The 19,510-nt window shown below is 59.5% G+C and carries 18 protein-coding genes and 1 tRNA gene; 8 read left to right on the top strand and 11 right to left on the bottom strand.

Features of this window, described 5'->3' with window-relative positions; genetic code table 11:
• Positions 1 to 22 precede the first annotated feature (22 nt).
• Positions 23 to 2,956, top strand: coding sequence for a DUF748 domain-containing protein (locus A0251_RS07760; protein WP_062816279.1), 2,934 nt, complete (start codon positions 23 to 25; stop codon positions 2,954 to 2,956).
• Positions 2,957 to 2,958: 2 nt separating this feature from the next.
• Positions 2,959 to 3,705 carry a hypothetical protein gene (locus A0251_RS07755; RefSeq protein WP_062816278.1) on the top strand — a complete coding sequence of 249 codons (747 nt, stop codon included), beginning with the start codon at positions 2,959 to 2,961 and terminating at the stop codon, positions 3,703 to 3,705.
• Positions 3,706 to 3,867: 162 nt separating this feature from the next.
• Here the strand turns inward: A0251_RS07755 and A0251_RS07750 are convergent, their stop codons facing one another.
• Positions 3,868 to 5,826, bottom strand: coding sequence for a transglycosylase SLT domain-containing protein (locus tag A0251_RS07750; RefSeq protein WP_062816277.1), 1,959 nt, complete (start codon positions 5,824 to 5,826; stop codon positions 3,868 to 3,870).
• Positions 5,827 to 6,008: 182 nt separating this feature from the next.
• On the opposite strand from A0251_RS07750, the gene A0251_RS07745 reads away from it, so the two are divergent.
• Positions 6,009 to 6,983, top strand: a complete 975-nt coding sequence (locus A0251_RS07745; protein WP_062816276.1) for a methyltransferase — start codon at positions 6,009 to 6,011, stop codon at positions 6,981 to 6,983.
• Positions 6,984 to 7,101: 118 nt separating this feature from the next.
• On the opposite strand, the gene A0251_RS07740 is transcribed toward A0251_RS07745, so the two are convergent.
• The gene (locus tag A0251_RS07740; RefSeq protein WP_062816275.1) at positions 7,102 to 8,082 is read right to left on the bottom strand and encodes an NAD-dependent epimerase/dehydratase family protein; all 981 of its coding nucleotides are present in this window, start codon (positions 8,080 to 8,082) and stop codon (positions 7,102 to 7,104) included.
• Between the two features lie 165 nt (positions 8,083 to 8,247).
• Here A0251_RS07740 and A0251_RS07735 point away from each other — a divergent pair.
• Positions 8,248 to 8,321: transfer RNA gene (locus tag A0251_RS07735), tRNA-Gly, on the top strand.
• A gap of 54 nt (positions 8,322 to 8,375) precedes the next feature.
• On the opposite strand, the gene A0251_RS07730 is transcribed toward A0251_RS07735, so the two are convergent.
• Positions 8,376 to 8,657 (bottom strand): hypothetical protein, encoded by a 282-nt coding sequence (locus tag A0251_RS07730; RefSeq protein WP_062816274.1) that lies wholly within the window; start codon positions 8,655 to 8,657, stop codon positions 8,376 to 8,378.
• Positions 8,658 to 8,858: 201 nt separating this feature from the next.
• On the opposite strand from A0251_RS07730, the gene A0251_RS07725 reads away from it, so the two are divergent.
• Both A0251_RS07725 and umuC read left to right on the top strand, forming a co-directional pair.
• Complete coding sequence (locus A0251_RS07725) at positions 8,859 to 9,263, top strand: LexA family transcriptional regulator (RefSeq protein ID WP_062816273.1); 405 nt, start codon at positions 8,859 to 8,861, stop codon at positions 9,261 to 9,263.
• Between the two features lie 5 nt (positions 9,264 to 9,268).
• A complete protein-coding gene (gene umuC / locus A0251_RS07720; RefSeq protein ID WP_082810798.1) occupies positions 9,269 to 10,540 on the top strand; it encodes a translesion error-prone DNA polymerase V subunit UmuC in 1,272 nt (423 codons plus the stop codon).
• 30 nt (positions 10,541 to 10,570) lie between these two features.
• Here umuC and A0251_RS07715 read toward each other — a convergent pair whose 3' ends face one another.
• From A0251_RS07715 to A0251_RS07700, 4 genes are all read right to left on the bottom strand, one after another.
• Positions 10,571 to 12,031, bottom strand: coding sequence for a DUF3336 domain-containing protein (locus A0251_RS07715; protein WP_062816271.1), 1,461 nt, complete (start codon positions 12,029 to 12,031; stop codon positions 10,571 to 10,573).
• A 169-nt stretch (positions 12,032 to 12,200) separates the two neighbouring features.
• Positions 12,201 to 12,509 (bottom strand): hypothetical protein, encoded by a 309-nt coding sequence (locus A0251_RS07710; RefSeq protein WP_062816270.1) that lies wholly within the window; start codon positions 12,507 to 12,509, stop codon positions 12,201 to 12,203.
• Positions 12,510 to 12,706: 197 nt separating this feature from the next.
• On the bottom strand, positions 12,707 to 13,735 hold the full coding sequence (locus tag A0251_RS07705; RefSeq protein WP_062816269.1) for an AraC family transcriptional regulator: 1,029 nt from the start codon (positions 13,733 to 13,735) through the stop codon (positions 12,707 to 12,709).
• On the bottom strand, positions 13,735 to 14,436 hold the full coding sequence (locus A0251_RS07700; protein WP_062816268.1) for an SIMPL domain-containing protein: 702 nt from the start codon (positions 14,434 to 14,436) through the stop codon (positions 13,735 to 13,737). The genes A0251_RS07705 and A0251_RS07700 overlap by 1 nt, the downstream gene beginning before the upstream one ends.
• A gap of 189 nt (positions 14,437 to 14,625) precedes the next feature.
• On the opposite strand from A0251_RS07700, the gene apbC reads away from it, so the two are divergent.
• Positions 14,626 to 15,711 carry an iron-sulfur cluster carrier protein ApbC gene (gene apbC / locus A0251_RS07695; protein ID WP_062816267.1) on the top strand — a complete coding sequence of 362 codons (1,086 nt, stop codon included), beginning with the start codon at positions 14,626 to 14,628 and terminating at the stop codon, positions 15,709 to 15,711.
• Positions 15,712 to 15,806: 95 nt separating this feature from the next.
• On the top strand, positions 15,807 to 16,376 hold the full coding sequence (dcd, locus tag A0251_RS07690; protein ID WP_062816266.1) for a dCTP deaminase: 570 nt from the start codon (positions 15,807 to 15,809) through the stop codon (positions 16,374 to 16,376).
• A 56-nt stretch (positions 16,377 to 16,432) separates the two neighbouring features.
• Here the strand turns inward: dcd and A0251_RS07685 are convergent, their stop codons facing one another.
• The 4 genes from A0251_RS07685 to purM are packed head-to-tail and all read right to left on the bottom strand — an operon-like array spanning position 16,433 to position 19,509.
• On the bottom strand, positions 16,433 to 17,143 hold the full coding sequence (locus tag A0251_RS07685; RefSeq protein WP_062816265.1) for a DUF3108 domain-containing protein: 711 nt from the start codon (positions 17,141 to 17,143) through the stop codon (positions 16,433 to 16,435).
• A 2-nt stretch (positions 17,144 to 17,145) separates the two neighbouring features.
• Complete coding sequence (locus A0251_RS07680; protein ID WP_062816264.1) at positions 17,146 to 17,868, bottom strand: DUF3108 domain-containing protein; 723 nt, start codon at positions 17,866 to 17,868, stop codon at positions 17,146 to 17,148.
• Positions 17,828 to 18,469: a phosphoribosylglycinamide formyltransferase gene (gene purN, locus A0251_RS07675; RefSeq protein ID WP_062816263.1), complete on the bottom strand. Its 642-nt coding sequence runs from the start codon at positions 18,467 to 18,469 to the stop codon at positions 17,828 to 17,830. Before purN ends, A0251_RS07680 begins: the two co-directional genes overlap by 41 nt.
• On the bottom strand, positions 18,466 to 19,509 hold the full coding sequence (purM, locus tag A0251_RS07670) for a phosphoribosylformylglycinamidine cyclo-ligase (protein ID WP_062816262.1): 1,044 nt from the start codon (positions 19,507 to 19,509) through the stop codon (positions 18,466 to 18,468). Before purM ends, purN begins: the two co-directional genes overlap by 4 nt.
• Position 19,510: the final 1 nt, after the last annotated feature.

Here is a 19,510-nt window from a genome sequence, read left to right as displayed (position 1 = left end):
AAGGTCTTGAAAGGAGGCAGTTGTGAAGGTGCTACAGGCCTGGAAAAGCAGTAGCTGGAAAGTGAAAACCCTGATTATTCTGGCTAGCCTTTATCTGCTTTATGCCTTGCTGGGGTTTTTCCTGGCACCGGGCCTGGTCCGGGATAATGCCAGGCAGGCACTGGCAGACCTGACCGGTCGGCAAGTCACCATTGAGGAGGTGAAGATCAACCCTCTGGTGCTAAGCGCCACGGTGAAAGGTTTCTCCATTGAAGACGACCAGACCGAGGTGTTGCTCGGATTCAACCAGCTGTATGTGAATTTCCAGCTGTCTTCCCTGTTCCGCTGGAGCTGGCATTTTGATGAGATCATGCTCGATGCCTTGACGGTGCGGGCCCAGCGCAACCCCGGTAATACCTTCAGCTTTGATGATGTGCTGAGCCATATCCAGACGCAGCTTGCCCAGACTCCGGAGGAGGAAGCCGCGGAGCCGGAGCAGGAAGAGCCGGGGTTGCCGGCCATTTCCATAGCCAGCCTCAGTCTTGCCGATGGCGATCTGCGTTTTACCGAGGCCACCGGTGAAGAGCCAGAGACTTTAGTGCTGCCGCTGGCCTTCACGGTGAGCAACTTCTCTACCAAGAGCAAGGACGAAAACAGCAATGACTACGCCATTCGCCTGGAAGGGCCGGACGGCGGCGTCCTTGACTGGCAGGGCCGTTTCGAATTTACCCCCTTCAGCGCGCAGGGCCACTTGAATGTGGAAAAGGTCGATCTGGTCCCGCTGGCGCGCCTGCTCAAGAACGAAGTGCGTTTTACGGTGCCGTCCGGTGAGCTGGATGTGGAAACCGCGTATCAATTCAACGCGGAGCCTCAACCCAGGGTGCTGCTCAGCGACGGCCAGTTGATATTGCGACAGCTGCAGCTGTTAAAACCCGGTGAGGACACGCCCAGTGTCTCCCTGCCGCAGGTTCGCGTTGAAGGCGTGGCGCTGGACTCCCATGCCCAGGAACTGACGATCCCCAATGTGACCGTTACCGATCCCGGTGTCACTGTGGTACTGGATGGTCAGGGCATTGATCTGGCAACGCTGTTCCTGCCTGTTGATCGGGAGGCGGCGGAGGAGCGCGTCGAGGAAGTCAAAGAGAAGGCAGAGCAGGCGGCCCAGAAAGTTCAGCAAGGTAAAAGCGAATGGATTGTTCGCCTGGAGAACGTGCAGGTTGCCGGCAGTGGACTGCGGTTCACCGATCGCACCCTGCAACCGGCTCAGACCCTGGCGCTGTCCGACGGCACCCTGACCCTGAAAAACCTGATTATCGGCGAGCCAGCCACGTTTAGCTGGGAAGGCAGTAGCAAGATCCAGCAGAGCGGCACTTTGAACCATTCCGGTGAAGGCAATCTGACGCCTTTCAGTATGGATGCCCAGGCCGGGCTGAAAGGGTTGTCGTTGACACCCTTCTCGCCATGGCTGGAACGGGAAGCGCCGCTGGTGCTGGCCGACGGACTGTTGTCCCTGGATACCCGGGCCAGCGTGAAAGGTGAGAACGCGGATGTGTCGGTCAATGCCTCCGCCACGGTGGAAAATGTCAGTTTGCTGGAAAATGGCCAGTCCTTGCTGAAGATCAACCAGGGCCGCGTGACAGACCTGTCACTGAGCACGGCTGAACAGGTTGTGCGTATCGGTGAGGTGGGGCTCACCGGGATGGATCTGGCCAACCGGGTGGATGCCCAGGGTCGGGATGTGGCCGCACGGATTCAGGCGGGTATGCCTTCCGGTAATTCTCCGGATAAAGCCAATAGCCAGAGTCAGAGCGAGCCCTGGCAGGTCACTGTGGATCGTGTGCGGCTGGTGGGCAGCCAGATTCGCCATGAAGATTTGTCCCTTAGCCCGAATTTCCGGATCGGCCTGTACCAACTGTCCGGTAATCTGCGCAATCTGGATACCCGACCGGGTAGGCGGGCCAGGATTGATCTGAGTGCGCAGGTGGATCGCTACGCACCCCTAACGGTGAAAGGGTCGCTGACACCGGAGCCTCTCTTCACGGATCTGAATGTCTCTCTGCAGAACTATGAAATGACCGGATTGACTCCCTACACCGGTCAATACCTGGGCTACAAGGTGGAAAAAGGCCAGCTGGGTGTCACCACGGGAGTCTCCATCGAAAAAAACCAGCTCAGTAGTGATACCAATATTCGTGCCGATGAGTTCTATCTGGGTGAACAGGTCCCCAGCGAACAGGCGGTGAAAGCTCCCGTTAAACTGGGGCTTTCCGTCCTGCGAAACCGGTCCGGCGAAATTACCCTGCCCGTTACCATGGCCGGCAATCTGGATGATCCCAGTTTCAGCGTGGGCGGCATGGTGCTCAAGGTCTTGAGCAATATCGTGGTGAAGGCAGCCACGGCACCGTTTTCCGTGCTGTCAGCGCTGGCCGGTGGCAAAAACCTTGAGACCATTGCCTTTTCGGCAGGGGATGCCGAGATCCAGTCGGACACAGCCTCAGCCCTGGATGCGCTTGCCAAAGTGCTCAATGAGCGCCCGCAGCTCAGGGTGGGGCTGGTCGGCACGACCAATGAAGCGGACCGTACTGCGCTGGCAGCGCAGGCCATTGGACGGGATGTGGCTGATGAGGACTGGTTAGGTATCGATGACGCCTTGCTGGAGAAGAAGTGGCGCCGCAAATTGATTCGGCGCTATGAGTCCAGCACCGACCGTGACGTGGAGAGTCTGGTCAGCGACCCGCTACCCGAAGACGATGAACAGCGGGAAACGATTCTGGCCAGAGCTGCCTGGGAATCCATGCTGGCAGCCGACGCCCAAGCGCTGGATCGGGCGCAACTCACCGAACTGGCACGTCTGCGGGGTGAAAATGCCAAAGCGGCCTTGGTGCAGACCCTGGGAATTGATCAGAACCGGGTGTTCCTGAACGAAACCACCGTCGATGGCAATGTGGCTGGCCTGACCCTGACTCTGGAAAAATAAGTGTGGCGTTGATCTGGAAAACCGACCTGCAAGGTGTGCATTACGAAGTGCGTCGAGCAGGCCGGACCCTGCGGCTGTATGCCAATGGCGTTCAGCATTCCGAGTTTCATCCCAAGCGCCTGCTCACTGGCAGTGTCTGGGATCTGCTCTGGCTGCCGGCACTACTGCATGAGCCTTCCCGGTTTCGCCGGGTGCTGGTACTGGGGCTGGGCGGGGGATCACTGATCCCGCCGATTCGACGTTTGTTGAACCCGGAGACGCTGGTTGCCGTAGAGCTGGACCCTGCCCATTTGCAAGTGGCGCGGGAGGTGTTTGGCATGGCGGCGTTCGGCGTGGACACCCATGAAGGGGATGCCCAGGCCTGGTTGCGGGCCTATCAGGGAGAACCGTTCGACCTGATTATCGAAGACCTGTTCGCCCCCAGTAATGAGCAGGTCAGCCGCGCGGTGGCAGCAGACAGGCCGTGGCTAGAGTGTCTGGCAGACAATCTGGCACCCGGCGGTACCCTGGTGATGAACTTTGGTGACTGGAAGGAATACCGGGAAAGCCCGGCGGCCACCGATGAGGCCATGGCCGGCTATGCCAGCCGTTTCCGGTTATCATGCAGTGACTGTCACAACGCGATCATTGCCTTCACCCGGGAACCGGCTCGCAGCATCCACCTGCGCCGGCGGGTGGAGGCGACCCCGCTGCTGTCCACCCGCGATGCCCGAGCCCGGCTGGATTACCACATCCGGCAGCTGGACTGAGGGAGAAGAGGCAGAGCGAGTGACGAGTAGCGAGTAACGGAAACCGAATCGGAATTCCCGTTTTTGCCTTTCGTTTCTCGCTTCTCGTAACTCGCAACGAACCTTGCTTTGTTCGCCTTATGTCCGGGCGCAAAGAGCGGAGCGCCCTCCGTCAAATCACGCTCAATCCAGCATCGAGACGGAATACAGAACCTGGCTTTCCTTTTCGGTGAGCAGTTGTGAGGTGCGTGCCTGGTTGTCGTGCAGCCCTACAAACAATGCCCGGTAGGTGAGTACAGCCTGGACATAATCCCGGGTTTCCCGAAACGGGATGGATTCGATCCAGACATCCGCGGGCACGGCATCGTCTTCCTCTCCCAGCCAGTTATTCACCCGATGCGGACCGGCATTGTAAGCCGCCAGGGCCAGCACCCGGTTGCCTTTGAATTCGTCCAGCAACTCTGCCAGGTAACGGCTGCCGAGCTGGATATTCAGATCAGGGTTCTGCAGGGTCTGGTTGGTGGGCCGTCCCAGATTGGCGTCCTTGGCAACCTTGCGAGCGGTGGCTGGCATCAATTGCATCAGGCCCATGGCCCCTACCGGGGAGCGAGCTTGGGGATTGAAGGCACTTTCCCGTCGCGCCACTGCCATGGCCAGCCAGGGATCCAGGTCATGGTCCGCCGCCATCCGTTCAAAATCGTTCTGGAATGCCGGCGGGAAACGCCAGGCCAGCACATCCCAGGCCTTGGCCTGGATGGATGCCTGTACCGCCAGGTCATACCAGTGTTGTTCCAGTGCATGCTGGGCAAGCTGGCGAACCTTGGCATCATCGTTGTGCCACATCAGCCACAGCCACTCCTGACGGGCCGCATGATCCTCGCCCAGTTCCCGCAGCAGTTTCACTCTGGTGATGGCGGGGGGAGGCGTGAAATCGTCGGAGGACGCAACCCTGGCATTGGAGAAATGGTAGGGCTCGCCAAGCCGGTCGGCGGCCATAAAGGCAAAAAAGTTTCTCTGTCTGGCCGCTTGCTGGTAGAGGGCCCGGGCCCGATCGGATTGGTCCAGTTCCTCCAGGGCCCGGGCACGCCAGTAGAGCCAGCGTGAGTCCTGCTGTTCGTTTTCTGGCAAACGGCTAATCCACTGCTCCGCGCTACTCCAGTCCTGTTCAATGATGGTACGCCGGGCGCGTTGGTCCAGCAGTTCCCCATCCGGGTTGGCCACCAGCCAGGTGTCCAGCCATTGGCGATTTTCTTCAATGCCCCGGATGGTGGAATACCAGGCAATGCGTCGACCGGCTTCTGCCCGGATGGTGTCATCGCGAAGACCGTGACGACGGCTGTGCTCATCGAACCACTGGCGAGCGGCTACCGTGTCCTTGTAAGCCCACCGGTGAAGGGCTGCGGCCAGCAGTTGCTGGCGTTGTTCCGGCTTGATGGCGGTGGGCAGGTTGTCCACCTTGTCGGGATCACGATAGAGCGTTTCCAGCCAGTCACTGGCCGTTTCATAATCGGTGTCCTCGAGTTTCTGTGCCAGGTAGCGGATCAGGCCACGGCTGTTGGCCTTGAAGGCCAGCAGCTGCCTCTCCCAGATAGCGGCATCGTCAATCACACCCCGTGCCTGAGCCTGATCAAACAGGGGGTCACACTGATTGGGGCGAGATTGTCCACTGGCCCAGATTTGGGCAGCAGCTTGCAGGGCGGTGTCGTCCCCATTGGCCAGTTTGGCCTGGTAGTAGTAGCACTGGCGGGCAGTGGCAGAGGGGACATCGCTGATGACAGCCAGCAAAGCGTCCCACTTTTTCGCCTTGCCATAGGCCACGGTAGCCAGCTGACGAATATCGTTAGGCAGGGGCGAATCCGGGTAGCGCCGAGCGTAGTCGTTGATCCTGTCCGGGGCCAGGTCCGGCAATGCCGCCCGCAGCCGATGGAAATCCAGATAGGCTTGCAGAGGATGATCGTCTCCCAGCTGTTTTTCCATCCGGGTCAGGGTATTCCAGTCATCATTGCGTGCTGCGTCCAGTGCCTGGCGGAAAGCGCCGCTATCCGTAGCGGCGGCCACCAACGAAGAAAACAGACAACAACTAAACAGTGCCACAGCGCGAAAATAGGCAACAGCGCGAATGCAGGGTCCTGCGCTTACCATTTAAGTCTCCACATCGTCGGGTTGATTCCGTGATTCTACCGGTGTGGCCGGTTCGTTGGCGTGGAGAATGTGTAAAACTTGAAGCCTAATACCAAAGGGTGAGAGCCCGTTGCGACTGACATGAAAAGGCGTGCTGCTCTATACTGCGCCGCACTTTATTCCACCGGTTCGAGCTCGCTGCTATGGAAAATACGACACAGTTATTATTGCGCCAGGCAGGGGCCCTGTCGGGCCGTCAGGTATTGGTGGTGGATGCGGATGACCCGGCACTGAAAAACCTGGATGCGGATGCCCAGGTGCATTTGCATGCGGATGATTTCACCGTAGGTGCCCAGCAGTGGGCAGCGGCACCCACGGTCCCCCCCGAGGTGGATCTGCTGGTTCTTCCCTTGCCCAAATCCATTGAGCGTTTACGGTTTCTGCTTAACTGGCTGGCCGGTGAAATCAGTCAGCCGGTGGAGTTATGGCTGATCGGACCGGCCAAGGGAGGCATCCGTGGCGCCCTGAAACACATGCAGTCACATGTGGATGATGCGGTATTGGTGGATAGTGCGCGCCACTGCAAGTTGTATAGCGGCCAATTACAGCCCGGGGAAACACAGACGCTGGCGGCCTGGGGGCAGGCGATACCGGTTGGGGATCTGGAGATCGTCAGCTATCCGGGCGTGTTCAGTCATGGCCGCCTGGACGAGGGGACCCGGCTATTGCTGGAGTTGATGGCCGCGCATCGCTTGCCTGGCCCGGGAAGCATGATCGATATGGGCTGCGGCGCAGGAGTGATCAGTGCCAGCCTGGCCAGCCAGGGATGGAAGGTGCAGGCGGTGGATGTGAGTGCCTGTGCGGTGGCGGCGACCACCGCCAGCCTGGCCCGTAATGGTTTGCAGGGGCGAGTGATTGGCGGCGATCTGTTTTCTCCGATCTCCGGTCGGGTGGACATGATTGTCACCAACCCTCCCTTTCACGACCGTCGTCAGCGCACCACGGATATCACTCGCCGGTTGATCGCCGAGGCACCGGCTTACCTGAACAAGGAGGGAGAAATGTGGCTGGTGGCAAACCGCGAGTTGCCCTACGCCCAGTGGCTGGATGAGGCCTTTTCCCATGTGCAGGTGGCCGGGGAGACTACGCGGTTTCGGGTATATCGGGCGGTGGTATGAATCAGAACAGGGCATTGCTGCCCTGATGCTTTTTCCCGTAACGGTTTTTCTGTAGGAGCCATGCTTGCATGGCGAACCGCCCACACAGGCAAACAGGTTCGCCATGAGAGCATAGTGACTACAGGCGTTTCTCCTGCCTCATCCAGTGAATACAGTTTGCGATCATGGTGGCCAGCGGAACCTTGTCGTTGAAGCCCAGAGCTTCTACGGCCTTGCTGCCATCCGCATGCACCCGGCTGGTTACCAGCGCCACCTTTTCCGGTGTCAGACGGGGTTCATTGCCGGTAAACAGGCTGCCAATAGGGTATAGCTGTCCGGCCAGTTTCAATACTGCCGGAGGCACGGTGCGGGTCGGGGCTTTTTTGCCCAGTTGCCCGGCAATGGTCTGCACCAGTTCCAGAAAGCTGGCTTCCACTCCGGCCAGGATATAGCGCTCACCGCATTGGCCCCGTTCCAGCGCCGCCAGGTGCGCGTTGGCCACCTCTTCAACGGCGCAGAAATTGCCCCCGCCCGGTGGCACCCCCGGCAGCTTGCCGTCCTGAATCAGTTTGATCATCTGCGACCAGTTATGGGTGTCGCCGGCGCCGATAATCCCGCAGGGATTCAGGATGACGGCGTCCAGCCCCTGGCGGATACCGTTTTCCACCTCTTGTTCGGCCAGATACTTGCTGCGGTTATAGCCGATCCAGTCGTTGGCGGCATTGGAGGGTGTCTGTTCATTGATGGGGGTGTCCTGGATACCCCAGGCAGAAATCGAGGAGGTATGCACGAAGCGGCCCGCTACATTTTTCAGCGCCGCGCTGACCATGGCCCGGGTCCCCAGGACGTTATCCCGGTACTGCTGCTCGTTGCCGCGTCGCCACAAACTGGTATTACCGGCCACATGAAACACCGCGTCCGGGGCTGCCGGCATCACCAGGGCCAGCTCGGTGGCATTGTCCAGCGGAGCCTGTACCACCTGAACGCCCTTGGCCTGGAGTGCTGCCGCATCACTGTAGGGTCGGATCACGGCGGTAACTTCCCAGCCCCTGGCCAGCAACTGATCGACGATATGCCCACCGAGAAAGCCCCGGGCCCCACTCACAAATGCCATTGGCATGGCCATGCTCCTCTTTTCATTCTCATCGTTACGGGGCCTCTGAGTATGCAATGCATGATTCAGAAGCGGTTAATGCAGTGTAGCCCAACCTTTCTATTATGACGTATTTGCCCACATCAGCACTGGCAAAGACACATCCTTTTGACTATATTGCCGGTTGTCAAAGCGGGTGTAGTTCAATGGTAGAACGGCAGCTTCCCAAGCTGCATACGAGAGTTCGATTCTCTTCACCCGCTCCATATTGAAAAGCCACCCAGCGGGTGGCTTTTTGTTTATGGGGATATCGGTGTTTGTCAGATCGGATAAGCCAGAAATTTCCCGCCAAGCCGGAACAGTACCTGTACCTGCATCCCTTCTTCCAGGTCTTGAGCGGCGTCCCGCGCCAGCATGATGTAGGGGTAGCGGCGCGCCCAGGCGCATGGCTTCACATAGTGAGTCAAGGATGGGGCAGGGGCGTCGGCGACAAAGCTGTCATTTTCCCGATGATAGAGCACATAGCCCTGAAAAACGGCGTTGGCCGGCAGTCCCATTTCTTCCAGAAAGTCGGACATCCAGCCCGGGTTCCCTTCAAGCATATGACTGCATCCTGATCATGGATTCTTAATGCCAACCCTAAGGCAGCCATGGTGATGGTGTGGATATGCCTTTCTTTGCGTTTTGTTGTTTTCCTGTGTGTTCCGTCAAGGGGGTATCCGGCAATATGGGCGCACTATATAACTGTACATAAAGACAGTATTTGATAGCATGGTGCTATCGCTATTTTCCTGTGGTGTCCCATGACTGCGCTGCCTTTTTTTACCGAACGTGTTGCCGCCGGGTTCCCGTCTCCTGCCCAGGGATATCTGGAGGCGCCGCTGGATCTGAACCAGCTGTGCATCGGCCAGCAGGAAGCCACCTTCTTGCTTCGTGTGGAGGGGGATTCCATGCGCGACGCCGGCATTTTTGCGGATGACATTCTGGTGGTGGACCGCTCTCTGGAGCCGGCCCACGGGGATGTGGTGGTGGCGTCGCTGAACGGGGAATTCACTGTGAAGGAATTGCGGTTGCGACCGCAGCCCGTATTGATGCCTCGCAACCCCTGCTATGCGCCGATACCGCTGGCCGATCAGGAGTGGGAGCTGTTCGGGGTGGTGACATTCTCGCTCCATGCGCACCGGCCAGTGGCCCGCTCCGGACGATGACTGCCATGTTTGCGCTGGTGGACTGCAACAGCTTCTATGCTTCCTGTGAGCGTATTTTTCGCCCGGACCTGCGGGGGCGCCCGGTGGTGGTGCTATCCAACAACGATGGCTGCATCGTGGCGGGATCCGCCGAGGCCAAGGCACTGGGGGTGAGAACCGGGATGCCCCTGTTCGAGGCGCGGGATCTGATCCGCAAGCATCAGGTCGCGGTGTTTTCCTCCAACTATGGACTGTACGGTGATATCTCCCGGCGGGTCATGGCGTCGCTGGCGACGCTGGTACCCGCGGTGGAGGTGTATTCCATTGATGAGGCGTTTCTGGATCTGTCTCTGATGCGACCCGAGGAGCTTCAGCCACTGGGTCAGGCCTTACGCGAGCGGGTTGGCAAGTGGGTGGGGGTCCCCGTATGTGTGGGGGTGGCGCCGACCAAGACCCTGGCCAAGCTGGCCAACCATGCGGCCAAGAGGTATCCGCAAACGGGGGGCGTGCTGGTACTGACGGATCCGCAGAGGCGTCAACGGCTGCTGGCACGTACGCCGGTATCGGCGGTGTGGGGGATCGGCCGACGTCTGGGGCGGCGTCTCAATGATATGGAGATTGAGACTGCGCTGGACCTGGCGCAGACCGATTACCGTCTGATCCGCAAGCGCTTTTCCGTGGTGCAGGAACGGGTAGTGCGGGAATTGAATGGAGAAAGCTGCCTGCCCCTGGAAACCCGCCTGGAACCCCGTCAGCAGATCATCCATTCCCGTTCTTTCGGGGAGCCGGTGGCCTCGCTGATGGCCGTGCGTCAGGCGGTCAGTGATTTTACCGCCCGGGCCGCGGAAAGCATGCGTGCCGAAGGACTCAGTGCCGGTGCGATCAGTGTGTATCTGCGCACGGCTCCGGTGGGCAAACCACAGCAGTTATTTCCCCATTCCGCCCGGGCGACCCTGTCGCCGGCCACGACAGACACCCGGGTGATGGTTCGCCATGCCATGGAAATGGTGTCAGCCCTGTGGCAGGCCGGTTACCGCTATGGCAAGGCGGGAGTCATGCTGACGGATCTGGGCCCGGCGGGGCGTGAGCAGGTCACCCTGTTTCGCGAAGATGACAACGCAGAGAAAGGGAAGGCGTTGATGGCGGTGATGGATACCATCAACCGGAGCGGCAAGGGCAAAGTCTGGTTGGCAGGGAGAGGGGTCAATCAGGCGGCGCGCTGTGTCTGGGCCATGCGTCGGGCGCATTTGTCACCGGCCTATACCACCCGCTGGAACGATCTGCCCCGGGCCCGGTAACCCGGGCGGCGGGGCAGAGAATGACGCCTGTCAGACGGCGGTCATCGGTACCTGATCGAGCATGCGTTCCTCGATACGGTCCAGACGGGCGCGGCAGTCGCGGAAGGTGCGACTGATGGCGGTAGTGTTGGCCACCATATCGAGCTTGGGCCAGGTCGCCTTTTCCCCCTTGCGGATGTAGTTGCGTACATCCTGCAGGGTCGGGTTGCTCAAGACTCTCAGGGCGTTCATGGGCTGGCGCGGCGGGATCATGTTGATATCGCCGATGTATTTCTGGGTGACCATGCTTTTGGCCTTGTCGAACATCAGGCCCACGTCGTTGGACTCCACCCGGCGCTGCATCAGTTGTAAAGCATAGCGCAGGTTCATGGACACGTTTTTCAGGCCCCAGTCTGCCAGTGTGCTCAGGGAACTGTCGGTGTTCTCGTTACGGGACAGGAAGGGCACCACATGGGGGTTGGTCTGGCTGACAATGGAGTGGTTGACGCCATACAGTCGTGACAGGCGGCGGATGGGCAGGTCGTCGACGATGGAGCCATCCACGAACTTGCGGCCGGGGATATAGGGCACCCGCTCGCCATCGATATTCTTGGCCCACAGGGAGACCGGCGGGTAGATGCCGGGAATCGCGCAGGACGCCAGGGACGCCTTGCGGATCAGCACATTGGGCGAGGTACGCCAATTAAGCAGACGGGCGTGCTGATTGCGGTCGTAGGGGCTGACGGTGATGTTGATTTCACGACCGGTGTGGCGGTAGGCCTCCTCGAAGGTCATGTCGAGGATGTTCTCTTCCAGGCAGGCTTCCAGGTGGTCGCCGTCCAGTACGGGCGTGCCGCGCACGATGCCCTTCCAGCCCAGCACCTTGAAGGCTTCCAGATAAATGTTTTCCGGTTCCAGCTTGAGCTTCAGCTCTTCATCGTTGTGGGTCCCCACAACGGACGCAATGATGCTGCCGGCACTGGAGCCGGAGATCACGGAAGGCAGTAGGCCTTGCTCCCAAAGACAACGGGCCACGCCGATATGGAACAGTCCCAGGGCGGCGCCACCGGACAGCATCAGGCAGCTCTGGCCAAAGGCCTGGCCGGTGGTTTCGAAGAAATCCAGTTTTTCCTTGAGCCCGAATTCCTTGAAGTTGGTATCACACAGGTAATTCAGGGCGATGGTGACTTCTTCGAGATAATTCTCGATCAGACGCTTGGTGCCTACCCGGGTCTGCTGATAAAGGCGCGGGTTGGAGATATTGCCCAGGTTGCCGTGCAGGCCTTCGTGTAAATGGAACACCAGCTTGTTCACGTCATGGCGTTCACGGGCCTGACGAATCTGCCACAGGCGATTACGGATCAGCTCGTAGTCGTAATGGGGCGAGCGATCGATTTCCTTCCATTCATCCGCACCGGAAAGACGGTCGTGTTCGCGGCTGGCTTCGTACCATTCTTCGTAGGTTTCTGCGCGCTCGATGGCCCGGTCCAGTTGCTTGAGAGTGCCTTTCATGCAGGTCTCCGCTCATTATTGTCATTGGCTGATGTCAGTATAGCCATGACTGGAGGCCGGGTTTAAGGCTTTGTAGGACAAAAAGAACGCGGCCGAAAAGAAAAAGCCGCGTTTATATGGGCAGAATTGCCTATCAGGCGATCAGCGCAAGCTGATGGGGGCAGGCCGGTCAGCCGGGTAAGGCCCGGGCCACGTCTTCCAGAACCCGGATCATGTTCATGGCACGGAATGGATGGGACAGGGTGAAGGGGGCATTGGGTCGGTTCTGGGAGCTGGGGTATACCACGATGCAGGGTTTGTCCCCTTTGCCGGCGGGAAGATGACGTGCCTCACTGGCGGCGACCAATAATACGTCGGCTTGTCCGGGGTCGGCATTTTCCCAAATAACGCTGCAACGACCATTGATGATGCCCATCATGGAGACAAAGGCGCTGGCAGAGTCATGAGTCAGGCCACTGACGGAGATTTTGCGGTTCATGGTACGTCCCTGTAGAGGTTCCTGAAACCGATGGGCTCGGTGGTTTGGGGGAACGTCGCGATCCCTTGGGGACTGTTGTAGTCAAACCGTGGTGGCACGGGCAAAGCGATAACGACCGGTGGCGGTGGGGTAGATACCGAACGGGGTTATGATCCAATGCGCATAAGAGAAAGCCGATAAATTTTGTAAGCTATCTCTTACAAATCGGACTTGTGCCGGGTGCGGAACTGACCCGGGGTGATGCCGGTATGTCGCTTGAAGCTGCGCTGGAAAGAGCGGATATCCGAGTAGCCCAGGGCTTCGGCAATCTCTGCCTGGGGAGCCGGGCTCTGGCAAAGCAGTTGCCGGGCCCGGTGCAGGCGCACCTCATCCAGCAGTTTTTGCCAGTTGTGGCCTTCATCGGCCAGGCGCCGGTGGAGCGTGCGAACATTCATGCCAAGCCGTTCGGCGATGGTTTCCTTGCGGGGCAGGGAATGGCCAATGGCATCCTGGATGCACTGCTTGACCCGCTGGCCCAGGCTGGTTTCCACGCCCAGCTGGTTGAGTTGCTGGATCGCGTGGGCTTCCAGGGTAGACAGCAATAGCGGGTCCGGTTGACGGATGGGTTGTTGCAGCAGGTCCGGTGGGCCGATCAGGGCCGAGCAGGGCTGGGCAAACCGCACCTCGCAGAGAAACACTCGCTGGTATTCCTCCACCAGCGCCGCTCTGGGTCGGGGATGTTCCAGCCAGACCTGGGCCGGGGCCAGTTTTTCATTTCCGGTCAGCCAGCGGGCATAGCGGACCCAGGACCCCAGCACATTGTCGATCAGGTGCTGGCGTGCGGGTTGCTGGACGTAGCGGCATTGCCAACGGATGGCCGCCTGATTATCGGTGACTTGCGTGTCGGTGGTGCCCATGTCGCCCACCAGCTTTTCGTAGAGACTGACCTTGGACAAGGCCTCCTGCAACGTGCTGGCGCTCATGGCAATGTAGCCCATCACGTTATAGGAGCCGGGTTGCACGAACTCGGAGGTGTGCAGCCCGAACAGGGGGTCTCTGGCCTGGTGAATCAGTGTGTGCAGCAAGGTCTGGAAGCTGACACCGGGTATGCGGGCATCCGGCTGGCGGATCCGTTCCGCATCCAGGTTGGCAGCCTCCAGTGCCGCAGCAATATCCAGCCCCCGGGCCTCACCGTGGGAGAGATATTGCTGCAGCGCCGCGCTGCAGATTTGCCCCAGGTTATCCATCAATCCAGTTCGAAGGTGATCTGGACCCGGGCGGTGATGTCGGTTTCACCGGGGCGATAGCTGTCGGCGTTTCCGCTTTCCTTGCTGCGAGCCATCATCATCACCGGCTGCGGAGATTGCACGTCCTGCGCATGGATCTGGATGGCCTTGCCCAGTTCCCGATCAGCGGCCTCAGCGATGATGCGGGCGCGCTGGCGGGCGTCGGCCACGGCTTTTTCCAGGGCCCGGTTGGCGAGCTCGTCAGCATTACTGACCTCGGTGCCAGCAGGACGAATGTCGCGTACGCCTTGTTTGGCCAGGCCTTCCAGCAACTGTGTGTAGGTGTCCAGACCGTTGGCGCGGAAGATCACGTCACGGCTGACTTCATGGCCGATGAGTTTGCGTTCAGGCTGGTACTGCCATTGTGGCTGGACGTGCAGGTCACTGGCGCGGACCTGTTTCTCTTCGATGTCCAGGTCATCGGCCAGGTCAAGCATGTCGGCCACCGCGTCATCAACGCGGGACTTCATGGCGGCAATATCATCGCCTTGCTCGCGGGCCGTCGCGGCCACCCGAAAAATATCCGGCTGGGCAGCGATTTCGCCATTGCCGGAAACCGTAATACTGTCGGGTCCGGTGCTGAGCATCTGGTGTGTATCGCTACAGGCGGTAAGGGTCAACGCTCCCAGGGCGATCAGGGATGCGGCGGTGATGCGTTTCATGGACTCTCCTTGTACTGCCGTCCAATCGGCAGGATTCTATTTTGCGTATTTATCACGGGATAACCACCCCAAGGTTTGTGTTTGTGTGAGGGCGTCCATGATTTGGCGCTCAACGGATAACATCCATGGGGTGACTTGGTTGTTCCCGGCTTAGCCCCTATCATCGCAGCTCGCGAAACGGAGGCCATCATGAGTTCAGCCGAGCAACGCATTCGACAGCAATTGGGCGAATTTATTCCCGAGGATCTGGGCGTCAGCCTGGCATCGGTGAATGCCATTGAATCACTGGCGGTGGATGACCGCACCGTCCACGCCCGAATCGTTCTGGGATTTCCGATTGACGGTATCCGTGAGCAATGGATAGCGCAGATTCGGGAGTATCTGGAGCCGGTGCTGGAAGGCCGCGAGCTGACGTTGACCCTGACGGCGAAGATCATTCCGCATCGGGCCCAGAGCAGCCTGCCGGCGCTGGACCAGGTCGCCAATGTGATTGCCATCGCTTCCGGTAAAGGCGGGGTGGGGAAATCCACGACGGCGGTGAATCTGGCGTTGGCGCTGCAGGCGGAGGGCGCCCGGGTGGGGCTGCTGGATGCGGATGTGTTTGGCCCCAGCCAGCCGTTGATGCTGGGCTTGCCGGACGGCACTCGTCCAGAGGTTCTTGAAGGCAAGTACTTCGTGCCGGTGGAGGCCTATGGGTTGCAGACCATGTCCATGGGGTACCTGACCACCAAGCAGACCCCGGTGGTCTGGCGGGGGCCGAAAGCCAGTGGCGCGCTGGTGCAAATGATGGAGCAGACCCGCTGGCATGAGCTGGATTATCTGTTGGTGGATCTGCCCCCGGGCACTGGCGATATCCAGCTGACGCTGGCCCAGAAAATTCCCGTCGCCGGTGCGGTTGTGATCACCACGCCCCAGGATATTGCCCTGTTGGATGCCATCAAGGGGGTGGAGATGTTTCGCAAGGTGGATATCCGGGTATTGGGCATTGTGGAAAATATGGCGGTGCACATTTGCAGCCAGTGCGGCCATCAAGAGCATGTGTTCGGCCAGGGCGGCGGTGAAAGGATGGCCCGGGAGTATCACACTGACGTGCTGGCGGCCCTGCCGTTGTCACTGCGGATCCGCGAACAGGCTGACAGCGGCCAACCGGTGGTGGCGGCCTGCCCGGACAGCGAGGAGGCCGGGCTGTACCGGCAGGCCGCCCGCCGTCTCGCGGCCAGGCTGTCATTGACGGAAGCCGGCAAGCGGTCATTTCCCAAAGTGACACAGCATTGAGAAAGGCAGTGAACCCGGCCTGCTGCGTGCGGCGTTTCATGCTGCTACCATTGGCCGCTTGAACGCCAATTACCCCGGAACATTGAGGCGCAATAATGACGATTAAATCGGATCGCTGGATTACCCGTATGGCCGCCGAAAAAGGCATGATCGAGCCCTTCCAGGCCGGCCAGATTCGTGCCGACGAGAATGGCGAAAAAATGATTTCCTACGGCGTGTCCAGCTATGGCTACGATGTGCGCTGCGCGGATGAGTTCAAGGTGTTCACCAATATTCACTCCGCCACGGTGGATCCCAAGGCCTTCGACGAGCGCAGCTTTGTGGATATCAAGGGCGATTACTGCATCATCCCGCCCAATTCCTTTGCACTGGCCCGCACGGTGGAGTACTTCCGCATTCCCCGCAATGTGCTGACCATCTGCCTGGGCAAGTCTACCTATGCCCGTTGCGGCATTATCGTCAATGTGACGCCGCTGGAGCCGGAGTGGGAAGGGCATGTGACGCTGGAATTTTCCAATACCACTACCTTGCCGGCGAAGATCTATGCCCATGAAGGTGTGGCTCAGATGCTGTTTTTCGAGTCTGATGAGATGTGCGAAACGTCCTACATGGACCGGGGCGGGAAATATCAGGGACAGCGCGGTGTGACCCTGCCGCGGGCGTAAAGCCAGCCGGCAGAGCTTGCCATGGGAGCGTCGCCAGCGACGCTCCCGAACAGGCGTTATCCGCTGACTTGATCCGGGCCGGCGTAATCAATCATGATCAGTTCCGCCTTGAGCAGGGTGCTTTCAATGTGCCTGGCTTTCACCACCATGTAATCCAGGCTTGGCGCTACCCAGAACAGGGTGCGACGCTTTTCCTTGCTGTCTCCCTCACGCTTTTTCTCCACCAGCAGGGTATCGATCTTGCCCAGTGGGGTGTCGATTTCTTCCCGGTCGATGATTTCGAAATGGTGGGTACGGAGTTTATCGCCGTAGGCACTGGTGACCTTGTAGGCCTTGTCACCGGTGGCAAACACGCAGCGCCCGCGGAGCAGAATGGTCAGCTCATCGAGGGTGTTTTCCGGGATTTCCAGGCTTTCCTGATCGTCTTCCGACTCGTTGTGGACCATGGGCGGGTCCCACTGAAAATCCATGTGATGGTAGCGGTGCTGGCCGAAGCCCTTGAACTCGTGCACATAGTGGGTGGTCCGGGGCTGGCAGTCGCGCCAATGGAAATAGCTCTCTTCCGTGTTGGTGAGCAGGAACGACTTGGCCTTGAGCAGCATGCGGTAATAGTCTTTGCCCTCGGCAGGCTCCAGGACCAGATCGGCCTTGACGGGGGTGGGCAGTTTATTCACATAAATGCGGAATTCAGCGGCGAAGGGCGCCAGTGGTTCGGCGGAGGCAAGGCTGCTGGTTATCAATAGCAGGGCAAGTAATATCCGTTGCACCGTTATAATCCTTCCATAGATTGCAGTGTCATCACGTGGTCGCCATCACTGTTTTCCTGCAAGAGTTGCACAAGCAGGTAGTCATGCTGTGGCGCAAACCACATATAGGTCTGTCGTTTGCTGTTGGCGCCCCGCTGGCGTTGTACTTTTACGGTTTCAATCCGCTGGCCGTCAATCTCCAGGGATTCTTCGCCGACTACCCGGTAACGGTGGTTTTCCAGGGAGCGCTCGTCAGCCACCTGTAACTTGATGTCCTGTTGCCCTGCTTGCAGGGAGCACTGCAAGGCCAGAGAGACAGACAGCTCGTCTGTCGCTTCATCGGTGATCGGATAGCTTCGTGTGGGTTTGTCGGTGCGTTCGCTGGCGGCGACACCGGCTTCCCGGTCCAGATGCAGCTTGGCTTCCTTCACCCGGCCCAACCCGCGCCGATAGTAGCCGTAGTAGGTGCTCTCGGGAATGCAATGCTGCCAGTCAAACAGGGTGGTTTCACGGATTTCGCCCAGCCAGTTCTTGGCTTGGACCTGCATTTCCCACAGGCCGTTTTTTACCGGCTTGAGCGTACGGGTAGCGGTGACCGTAAAGGGGATGCCCTCGCTTTTGAGATGGTAATCCAGCGTGAAGGGGGCCACCGGCGGTCCGGCGTGGCTGGCCGGCGCCACCAGGGTCAGTATCAGCAGAAGGCTGCTAGACCAGTTGATAACCCTGTTCAGGGAGGGGTTTGCCATCCAGCTTGACTCCGTCGTGATCCAGTTCCAGGCGCTGTTCGGCGCGCCATTGCAACACCAGAGGATAAAGCAGGTGTTCGCGTTGTTGTACGCGTTTGGACAAGGAATCAACGGTATCGTTCGCAAGGACGTCCAGGGGAGCCTGGGCGATCAGTGGGCCACCATCCAGCTCTTCGGTCACGAAATGGATAGAGCAGCCATGTTGTGAATCGCCGGCTTCCAGAGCGCGGGCATGGGTATGTAGCCCGCGATATTTGGGCAACAGGGAAGGATGGATGTTTATCAGCTGTCCAGCATAGTGGCGCACAAACAGGGGCGAGAGAATGCGCATGAACCCGGCCAGTACCACCGTGCCGGGCTGATAATGATCCAGGGCCGTTATCATGGCCTGGTCAAAGGCTTCCCGGCTGTCGTACTGGCGGTGGTCCAGGACTTCGGTGGCAATGCCGGCATGCTGGGCACGGCTCAGGCCGCCGGCATCGGCACGGTTGGACAGCACCACGGCGATTTCCGCATTCAGGCGGCCACTATCGATGGCCGCCATAATGGCCTGCAGATTGGTGCCGGAGCCGCTGATCAGGACAGCAAGGCGGTGCGTCACTCTGCCAGGCCTTCCAGTACCACTTCCGGCTCCCCTTCACCGGCCTGTATTTCTCCCATCAGGAAGGCCACTTCGCCTTCGGCTTCCATGAGCGCCAGGGTGGCATCCACCTGGTCTGCGGGGACGGCAATGACCATGCCCACACCACAGTTGAAGGTACGGTACATCTCGAAAGCGGGTACCTGGCCTTCCTGTTGCAGCCACTGGAACACGGCAGGGAATTCCCAGCTACGGGTATCAATGACCGCACGGGTATTCTCCGGCATGACCCGGGGCAGGTTTTCCGGCAGACCGCCACCGGTAATATGGGCAAGGGCGTGGACCGGTACCTGCTCCAGCAGTTTCAGCAAGGGCTTTACATAGATGCGCGTGGGGGCCAGCAGATGTTCCATCAGGGGTTGGCCGTCCAGGTCAATATTGATGTCGGACTGGGCCATGATGCGGCGGATCAATGAGTAGCCATTGGAGTGGGGGCCGGAGGAGGCCAGGCCAATGAGCTTGTCGCCAGCTTGTACCTTGCTGCCGTCCAGCACTCCGTCCTTTTCCACCACGCCCACGCAGAAGCCGGCCAAATCGTAATCTTCACCTTCATACATGCCGGGCATTTCCGCGGTTTCGCCACCAATCAGGGCGCACCCGGCCATTTCACAGCCTTCGCCGATGCCGGTCACCACGCTGGTGGCAGTGTCCACATCCAGTTTGCCGGTGGCGTAGTAGTCGAGGAAAAACAGTGGCTCGGCGCCGCCGACGATCAGATCGTTGACGCACATGGCCACCAGATCGATGCCCACCTTGTCATGGCGACCGGTATCAATGGCCAGGCGCAGCTTGGTGCCGACCCCGTCGGTTCCGGCCACCAACACCGGGTTCTTGTAGCGGCTGGGCAGCTCGCAAAGGGCGCCGAAGCCACCCAGACCGCCTAGCACCTCGGGACGACGGGTGCGTTTGGCCACAGGGGCAATACGTTTTACCAGCTCGTTACCAGCGTCGATATCGACGCCGGCGTCACGGTAGGTCAGCGGCCGTTTCTGATCGGTCATG

The sequence above is a fragment of the Alcanivorax sp. NBRC 102024 genome (assembly GCF_001602235.1).
In the GTDB taxonomy this organism is placed as follows: Bacteria; Pseudomonadota; Gammaproteobacteria; order Pseudomonadales; family Alcanivoracaceae; genus Alcanivorax.
This window is presented reverse-complemented; position numbering and strand designations above follow the sequence as displayed.

Coding starts and splice junctions, on each gene's coding strand:
- A0251_RS07750 (WP_062816277.1), bottom strand. CDS start 5,826: ATGGTAAGCGCAGGACCCTGCATTCGCGCTGTTGCCTATTTTCGCGCT.
- A0251_RS07705 (WP_062816269.1), bottom strand. CDS start 13,735: ATGGATAACCTGGGGCAAATCTGCAGCGCGGCGCTGCAGCAATATCTC.
- apbC (WP_062816267.1), top strand. CDS start 14,626: ATGAGTTCAGCCGAGCAACGCATTCGACAGCAATTGGGCGAATTTATT.
- purM (WP_062816262.1), bottom strand. CDS start 19,509: ATGACCGATCAGAAACGGCCGCTGACCTACCGTGACGCCGGCGTCGAT.
- A0251_RS07745 (WP_062816276.1), top strand. CDS start 6,009: ATGGAAAATACGACACAGTTATTATTGCGCCAGGCAGGGGCCCTGTCG.
- dcd (WP_062816266.1), top strand. CDS start 15,807: ATGACGATTAAATCGGATCGCTGGATTACCCGTATGGCCGCCGAAAAA.
- umuC (WP_082810798.1), top strand. CDS start 9,269: ATGTTTGCGCTGGTGGACTGCAACAGCTTCTATGCTTCCTGTGAGCGT.
- A0251_RS07740 (WP_062816275.1), bottom strand. CDS start 8,082: ATGCCAATGGCATTTGTGAGTGGGGCCCGGGGCTTTCTCGGTGGGCAT.
- A0251_RS07730 (WP_062816274.1), bottom strand. CDS start 8,657: ATGCTTGAAGGGAACCCGGGCTGGATGTCCGACTTTCTGGAAGAAATG.
- A0251_RS07700 (WP_062816268.1), bottom strand. CDS start 14,436: ATGAAACGCATCACCGCCGCATCCCTGATCGCCCTGGGAGCGTTGACC.
- A0251_RS07725 (WP_062816273.1), top strand. CDS start 8,859: ATGACTGCGCTGCCTTTTTTTACCGAACGTGTTGCCGCCGGGTTCCCG.
- A0251_RS07710 (WP_062816270.1), bottom strand. CDS start 12,509: ATGAACCGCAAAATCTCCGTCAGTGGCCTGACTCATGACTCTGCCAGC.
- A0251_RS07680 (WP_062816264.1), bottom strand. CDS start 17,868: ATGGCAAACCCCTCCCTGAACAGGGTTATCAACTGGTCTAGCAGCCTT.
- A0251_RS07715 (WP_062816271.1), bottom strand. CDS start 12,031: ATGAAAGGCACTCTCAAGCAACTGGACCGGGCCATCGAGCGCGCAGAA.